The 1,162-nt window shown below is 57.1% G+C and carries 1 protein-coding gene; it reads left to right on the top strand.

Features of this window, described 5'->3' with window-relative positions; genetic code table 11:
- Positions 1-1,162 (top strand): condensation domain-containing protein (locus tag EAE91_RS23485; protein WP_244869022.1); only part of this gene is annotated, 1,162 nt, incomplete at both ends.

Raw genomic sequence — 1,162 nt, 5'->3', positions numbered from 1 at the left:
TAACCCGGCGTTTTGATCCGCGTCAGCATCGTATTGATTTAAGGGAAGCGCCGTTATTACGTTTTGTGGTGGCGCAAGAAACGGATGGTCGTTGGATCCTGCTGCAATTGCTGCATCACCTGATTGGCGACCATGAAACGCTGGAAGTGATGCACCGTGAAGTGCGGGCGTATCTGGCCGGGCAGGGGGAGAACCTGCCAGCGCCTGCGCCTTTCCGTAATCTGGTGGCGCAGGCCCGGCTGGGGATGAGTCAGGCAGCACATACCCGTTTCTTTACCGACATGTTAGCGGAGGTAGATGAACCCACGCTGCCATTCGGGTTGACGGCAGTGCACCGTGATGGCTCGCAGGTGGCGGAATCTCACCGGATGCTGGCACCTGAGCTCAATAACCGTCTGCGCAGTCAGGCCCGGCGTCTGAGTGTGAGTCTGGCGGCCTTGTGTCATCTGGCCTGGGCGCAGGTGCTGGCACGGACCAGCGGACAAGATAAGGTGGTGTTCGGCACCGTGCTGTTTGGGCGTATGGCGGCGGGAGACGGGGCTGACAATGGCATGGGGCTGTTTATCAATACCTTGCCGTTGCGGCTGGATATGGATGAGACCCCGGTACGGGAGAGTGTACAGACCGCCCATACCCGGCTGGCCGGATTACTGGCGCATGAACACGCGTCACTGGCGCTGGCGCAGCGTTGCAGCGGCGTACAGGGTGAGATACCCCTGTTTAATAGCTTGTTAAACTATCGGCACAATACTTTGCCGGTCATGTCAGATGATTTGATGAGCGGTATTGAGTTTCTTGGCGCGCAGGAGCGGACCAACTATCCGTTAATGCTATCAGTAGAGGATTTTGGCGAGGCACTGGGGCTGACGGCGCAGGTCGTGCAGCCGTTTGATCCGGAAAGTCTGTGCGGTTATATGCAGCAGGCATTGGAAAGCCTGGCGACCGCGCTGGAACAGGCCCCACAAATGCCGGTACGGCAGTTGGACATTCTGCCGGAAACGGAGCGTACCTTGCTGTTAACAACCTGGAACGCCACGGAAACCGCTTATCCTGACTCGTTGTGTATTCATCAATTATTTGAACAACAGGCGGAGCAAACTCCGGACGCGACAGCGTTAGTGCATCAAGGGCAAACGCTCAGTTATGCCGAATTAAATGCCCG

Origin of the sequence: Photorhabdus noenieputensis (assembly GCF_018448935.1) — a bacterium.
Classification (GTDB): domain Bacteria; phylum Pseudomonadota; class Gammaproteobacteria; order Enterobacterales; family Enterobacteriaceae; genus Photorhabdus; species Photorhabdus noenieputensis.
This window is presented reverse-complemented; position numbering and strand designations above follow the sequence as displayed.